The sequence below is a fragment of the Pseudomonas sp. K5002 genome (genome assembly GCF_013386655.1).
Lineage (GTDB): Bacteria > Pseudomonadota > Gammaproteobacteria > Pseudomonadales > Pseudomonadaceae > Aquipseudomonas.
The window spans coordinates 1-485 of record NZ_JACARK010000699.1 but is presented as its reverse complement, the minus strand read 5'-3'; the positions used below and the strand labels follow the sequence as shown (position 1 = coordinate 485).

General features: G+C 66.8%; 1 protein-coding gene. It reads left to right on the top strand.

The annotated features are described in order from the left end of the window. On the top strand, positions 1-485 hold a 485-nt coding region (locus HX846_RS26495; protein ID WP_178966409.1), incomplete at both ends, for an AMP-binding protein.

Below are 485 nucleotides of genomic sequence, written 5' to 3'. Positions count from 1 at the left end.
GTGCTGGATCCCGACCTGCGCTGCGTGCCGATCGGCGTGCCGGGTGAGTTGTGCATCGGTGGCGTGGGTGTCGGCCGTGGTTACCTGCGCGACCCGCAACGCACCCGCGAAGCCTTTGTCGCACATCCGTTCCAGCCCGGCGCGCGCCTGTATCGCAGCGGCGATATCGGCCGCCTGCGCGCCGATGGGGTGATTGAGTACCTCGGCCGCCGCGACCAGCAGGTGAAGATTCGGGGTTATCGCATCGAGCTGGGCGAAATCGAAAACCGTCTGATGCAACACCCGGCAGTCGACAGCGCGGCGGTCTTGGCGCTGCCCGATGCCCGTGGGGCGTTGCAACTGGTGGCCTGGTATGTGCTCGACGGCGCGGCCGGACTCGACGCGCCAACCGCGCAACAGGTACTCACCGCGCACCTGAACGGGCAATTGGCGAGCTATATGGTGCCAGCGCGCTGGCAGGTGCTGACACTATTGCCGCTGAATGC